General features: G+C 65.0%; 5 protein-coding genes. 1 reads left to right on the top strand and 4 read right to left on the bottom strand.

From position 1 onward, the window contains the following. Nucleotides 1-18: 18 nt before the first annotated feature. From EN750_RS19230 to EN750_RS19220, 3 genes are read right to left on the bottom strand one after another with little or no spacing between them, the layout of a single operon-like run. Nucleotides 19-1,191, bottom strand: coding sequence for a M20 aminoacylase family protein (locus EN750_RS19230; protein WP_127397347.1), 1,173 nt, complete (start codon nucleotides 1,189-1,191; stop codon nucleotides 19-21). Nucleotides 1,192-1,208: 17 nt separating this feature from the next. Next, on the bottom strand, nucleotides 1,209-2,435 hold the full coding sequence (locus EN750_RS19225; protein ID WP_127397346.1) for a Zn-dependent hydrolase: 1,227 nt from the start codon (nucleotides 2,433-2,435) through the stop codon (nucleotides 1,209-1,211). Next, nucleotides 2,432-3,640 (bottom strand): diaminopropionate ammonia-lyase, encoded by a 1,209-nt coding sequence (locus tag EN750_RS19220; protein WP_127397345.1) that lies wholly within the window; start codon nucleotides 3,638-3,640, stop codon nucleotides 2,432-2,434. The genes EN750_RS19225 and EN750_RS19220 overlap by 4 nt, the downstream gene beginning before the upstream one ends. Before the next feature lie 106 nt (nucleotides 3,641-3,746). Between EN750_RS19220 and EN750_RS19215 the strand changes: the two genes are divergently transcribed. Then, nucleotides 3,747-4,226, top strand: a complete 480-nt coding sequence (locus EN750_RS19215) for an Lrp/AsnC family transcriptional regulator (RefSeq protein ID WP_127397344.1) — start codon at nucleotides 3,747-3,749, stop codon at nucleotides 4,224-4,226. A gap of 66 nt (nucleotides 4,227-4,292) precedes the next feature. Here EN750_RS19215 and EN750_RS19210 read toward each other — a convergent pair. Further along, nucleotides 4,293-4,735, bottom strand: a 443-nt coding sequence (locus EN750_RS19210; protein WP_281062309.1) for a molybdopterin dinucleotide binding domain-containing protein, incomplete at its 5' end; no start/stop codon positions are given.

Below are 4,735 nucleotides of genomic sequence, written 5' to 3'. Positions count from 1 at the left end.
GCATCCCGGCAATCTCCTTCATCTTCCCGCCTCGCCGCCCAGTCGTTGCCTGACCAGCGCGAAATGGAAATTAGTGCCGAACAACAGCCCGTCATCGTTGAAGTCGTAGCTGGAATTGTGCAGCGGCGCCGAGCCCTCGCCATTGCCGAGGAAGACGAAGCAGCCCGGCACATGGTCGAGGAAGCGGGCGAAATCCTCGGAGGCGGTCATCGGCTCGCGGGCGACGGCGATGTTGCCGGGTTCGAAGACGTGCCTTGCGGCGGCAAATGCGGCATCGACCAGCTCGGCATCGTTGCGCAGCGGCACGAACTCCCTGCTGTAATTGACCTCGGCCGCGACATTGTAGGCGGCAGCGGTGCCCTGCGTAATGATGCGCATCTGCCGCTCGATCTCGGCGCTGACCTCGGGGCGGAAGCTGCGCGCATCGCCGAGGATGCGGGCAAGGCCGGGCAGAGCGTTGCGGGTGCCGTCGGTGATCAGCTCGGTCACCGAAACCACCGATATGTCGGCCGGGCTCAGCCGGCGCGAGACGATGGTCTGCAGATTGGTGACCAGTGCGCAGGCGGCGACCAGCGTCTCGTTGCCCGCATGCGGCCGCGCGGCATGGCCGCCGAGCCCTTTAAGCACGATCTCGAAGATATCCTCGGCCGACATGATAGGGCCGGCACGGGTCTCGAAATGACCGATCGGCAGGCCGGGCATGTTGTGCAGGCCAAAAATCTCATCGAAGGGAAAGCGCTGCATCAGCCCATCGTCGAGCATGGCGAGTGCCCCCCTGCCCCATTCCTCGGCCGGCTGGAAGACGAAGCGCACGGTGCCGTCGAAACCGCCCTCACCTGCCAGCAGCTTTGCCGCGCCGAGCAGCATGGTGGTGTGGCCGTCATGGCCGCAGGCATGCATGATGCCAGGATTGCCGGATCGGTAGGATGCGTCCGATTGCTCTGATATGCGCAGTGCATCCATGTCGGCCCTGAGCGCAATCGCCCGGTTGCCGCTGCCGCGCGTCAGCGTGCCGACGACGCCGGTGCCGCCGACGCCTTCGGTGACATCATCGAGGCCGAACTCACGCAATTTAGCGGCGACGAAGGCTGCGGTACGCTTCTCCTCGAAACCGAACTCGGGATGCGCGTGCAGATCGCGCCGCCAGAAAATCATTTCCTGCTTCAGCGCATCGCGATCGAGTTCAGACATTTTCCGCCCCTTCTGACCTAGTTTGCCAGTTGCGCGGCCACATCAAGCAGGATGTTGGCCCCGGCAACAAGCTCGGCATCATCGGTGTGTTCGCGCGGACTGTGACTGATGCCGCCGGCGCTCGGCACGAAGATCATGGCCGCCGGTGCGATGCGCGCCAGCATCTGTGCATCGTGGCCGGCGCCGGACGTCATGCGCCTGACGCCAAGGCCACGGCGTTTCGCGGCCGCCTCGATTCGTTCGACGATGCGAAGGTCGAAGATCACCGGCTCGAAGCGAGCCAGTTGCTCGACCGAGATCGTCAGGTTCTCATCGGTGGCAAGCTGCTCGAGATAGGCGGCAAGCGCCGCCTCCTCCGCCTGCAGGCGCTGTTCGTCGGGGTCGCGCAGATCGATGGTGAAGACGGCGCGCGAGGGAATGACGTTGATGGCATTCGGCTCGAAGCGGATCGTACCCACGGTCGCCACCGTCGGCGCGTTCGAGGCTTTGATCCGGTCGAGCAGGAAGGTGATGGTCCGGGCGGCGGCGTGGCCGGCATCGTTGCGCATCGACATCGGCGTGGTGCCGGCATGATTGGCGACGCCCTCTATGGTGATACGCTGCCAGGAGATGCCTTGCAGATTCTCCACCGCGCCGATCGGCACGCTTTCACGCTCCAGCACCGGCCCCTGTTCGATGTGCAGTTCGAGATAGGCGTGCGGCTTGAGGAAACCGGGCTCCCTGTCGCCGGCATAGCCGATGCGGGCGAGTTCCTGCCCCAGCACGCTGCCGTCCGTGCCGACGGCCGCCAGCACCGTTTCGGCATCGATGCCGCCGGCGTGGACCAGCGAGCCCATCATGTCGGGCGTGTAGCGTACGCCCTCCTCATTGGTGAAAGCGGCGACCGCGATCGGGCGCGACGGCGAAAAGCCTGTCGCCTTGAGCGTCTCGATCACTTCCAGCCCGGCAAGCACCCCGTAGCAGCCGTCATAGATGCCGGCATCGATGACGGTGTCGATATGCGAGCCGATGAGCAGCGGCGCCTGCTCCCTGTTGTCCGGGCTTTGCCAGGTGCCGAAAATATTGCCGACCCGGTCGATGGCGACATCGAGTCCGGCCTGCCGCAGCCAGCCGACGAAGAGATCGCGGCCCTGCTTGTCGGTGTCGGAGGCGGCCAGCCGGATCAGCCTGTCCTCGCCGTCGCGACCGACGGCACCGAGTTCGCGGATACGGCCAAGCAGGCGCTGTGCATCGATGGCGATCATGCCGTTGCCTCGGCTTTCATCTTGCCTTCCAGCACATCGGCCGGGCTCATGCCGACCAGCTCGGCATAGCGATGCGGGTCGGTGGCACCTTCGGTGTTGATCACCAGCACCCGCGATTTGCCGTCCAGTCCAAGCTCGGTCGGGTTGTCAGCCATCGCCCGGATCAGCCCGGCAAGACCAACACCGCCGCTTTCGCCGGCGACGATCACCGGATCCCCGCCGGCCGGCCGGGCCAACCGCCGCATCACCGTGATGGCGTCGGTCTCATCCACCGTCATGAAGGCATCGGCGGCGCGCGCCAGCACCCGCCAGGCTACCGGGGAGGCCTCGTAGCATTCAAGCATGGCCATCACCGTCGGCCGGCCATGCGCGACCTTGACCGGGTGCCCGGACTGGGCGGCTGCAAAAACACAGGCTGCACGCGCCGGCTCGACCACGATGAAGGTCGGCCTGGCGTCACCGAGCACGATGGCGAGATGACCGGCCAGCGCGGCGGCAATGCCACCGACACCAGCCTGCACAAAGACGTGGGTTGGTGTCCGAGGGAGCTGACGCAGCGCTTCGCGCACGATCGCCGTATAGCCCTGCATGACCAGGCCAGGAATCCGTTCATAGCCCGACCATGAGGTGTCGGACACGACGGTCCAGCCCTTCTCGGCCGAAACCTGGGCGGCCTGCCTGACCGAATCATCATAGTTGCCGTCGACGCGGATCATCTCGGCACCATAGCGGGCGATCGCCGCTATGCGCTCCTCGCTGACGCCGGCGTGGACGAAGATCGCCGCCCGCGCGCCGACGAGTTGCGCGCCTTGCGCAACGGAGCGGCCATGATTGCCGTCGGTCGCACAGGCAAATGTCATCGCCGCGGCGACGGCACACACGTCGGGCCGATCGAGATCGGCAACATCGACGGGCCGGCCAAGCCGGTTGCCTGCCTCCTCCAGCACCAGGCGGAAGACGGCATAAGCGCCGCCCAGAGCCTTGAAGCTGCCGAGGCCGAGGCGAAAGCCTTCATCCTTGATATGGATAGCGCTAATTCCGAGTTCGCTGGCAAACGCCGGAAGCGCATGCAGCGGCGTTTTCAGGTGATTGTCGCGACGGGAAAGAAAACGCTCGACCGTGTCAGCGCCGGCCACGCCGAGGATTTCGGCATCGGCCGGATCGAGTGGCAGGCGATGCAGACTATTGCGGTTGAGCAGGAACACTGGCGGGCCTCCTTGGCGTTCGGCGAGAATATATTGCAGGACCGGTGCAAAGGGCGCTGTAATATGGCCTCCCAAATGCAAGTTTGTTTCGCCGAGGACCTCTCCATTGCCTGTATCGCCACCCATTCTCGACAGTTTCGATCTCGCCATCCTTGCTATCCTGCAGCGCGACAACACGACGCCGCAGCGGCTGATCGGCGAGGCGGTGAACCTGTCGGCACCGGCGGTGCAGCGCCGCATCAAGCGCATGGAGCAGACCGGCGTCATCGCCGGCAATGTCGCGGTCGTCGAGCCGGCAGCGGTCGGCCAGCCGATCACCATCTTCGTCGAGGTGGAACTCGAGAGCGAACGTGCCGAACTGATCGACGCGGCCAAGCGGCAATTCTCGGCAACCCCCGAGGTTCAGCAATGCTACTATGTCACCGGCGAGGCCGATTTCATCCTGGTCATCACCGTGGCCGACATGGCCGCCTATGAGGCGCTGACGCGAAAACTGTTCTTCGACAGCAACAATGTCCGCAAGTTCCGAACTTTTGTTGCGATGGACCGGGTCAAGGTCGGGTTGACGGTGCCATTGCCCGGCTAGCGTCAGGCGGCCGAAAAATCCTGCACGGTCTGATCTGGCGCGAGACGAGCGGAGTTCTCGCCGACCTCAGCCTGCCGCGCGCAGCCAGACCTTGTTGTCGTGGAAGGCAGCACCGCCATAGGGCGCCGGCGCATCGGCGCCGGTCAGAACGTTGATGCCTTCGCCGCGCTCATGGGCGCTGTTTGGCCAGATGCCTTCGGCGATGACGACGCCGCGCTTGATCCCGTCAAACAGCTTTGCATGCAGCACGACTTCGCCGCGCGTGTTGCCGACCTCGACGCGATCGCCGTCGGCCAACCCAAGGGCTGCGGCATCGTCGGGATGCAGAAGCAGTTCCGGGCGGCCCTCCCTGGCCTTCGACACCGGCGTTTCCGAAAAGGTCGAGTTGAGAAAATTGCGCGCCGGCGACGTCGTCAGCCGGAACGGATGCGCTTCGTCGGCGACCTCGATCAAGTCGACATGGTCGGGAAATTCCGGCAGAAGCGCCACCGGGCCGAACAGGCCCATGC

It is taken from the genome of Mesorhizobium sp. M7A.F.Ca.ET.027.03.2.1 (assembly GCF_003999175.1).
GTDB lineage: Bacteria > Pseudomonadota > Alphaproteobacteria > Rhizobiales > Rhizobiaceae > Mesorhizobium.
This window is presented reverse-complemented; position numbering and strand designations above follow the sequence as displayed.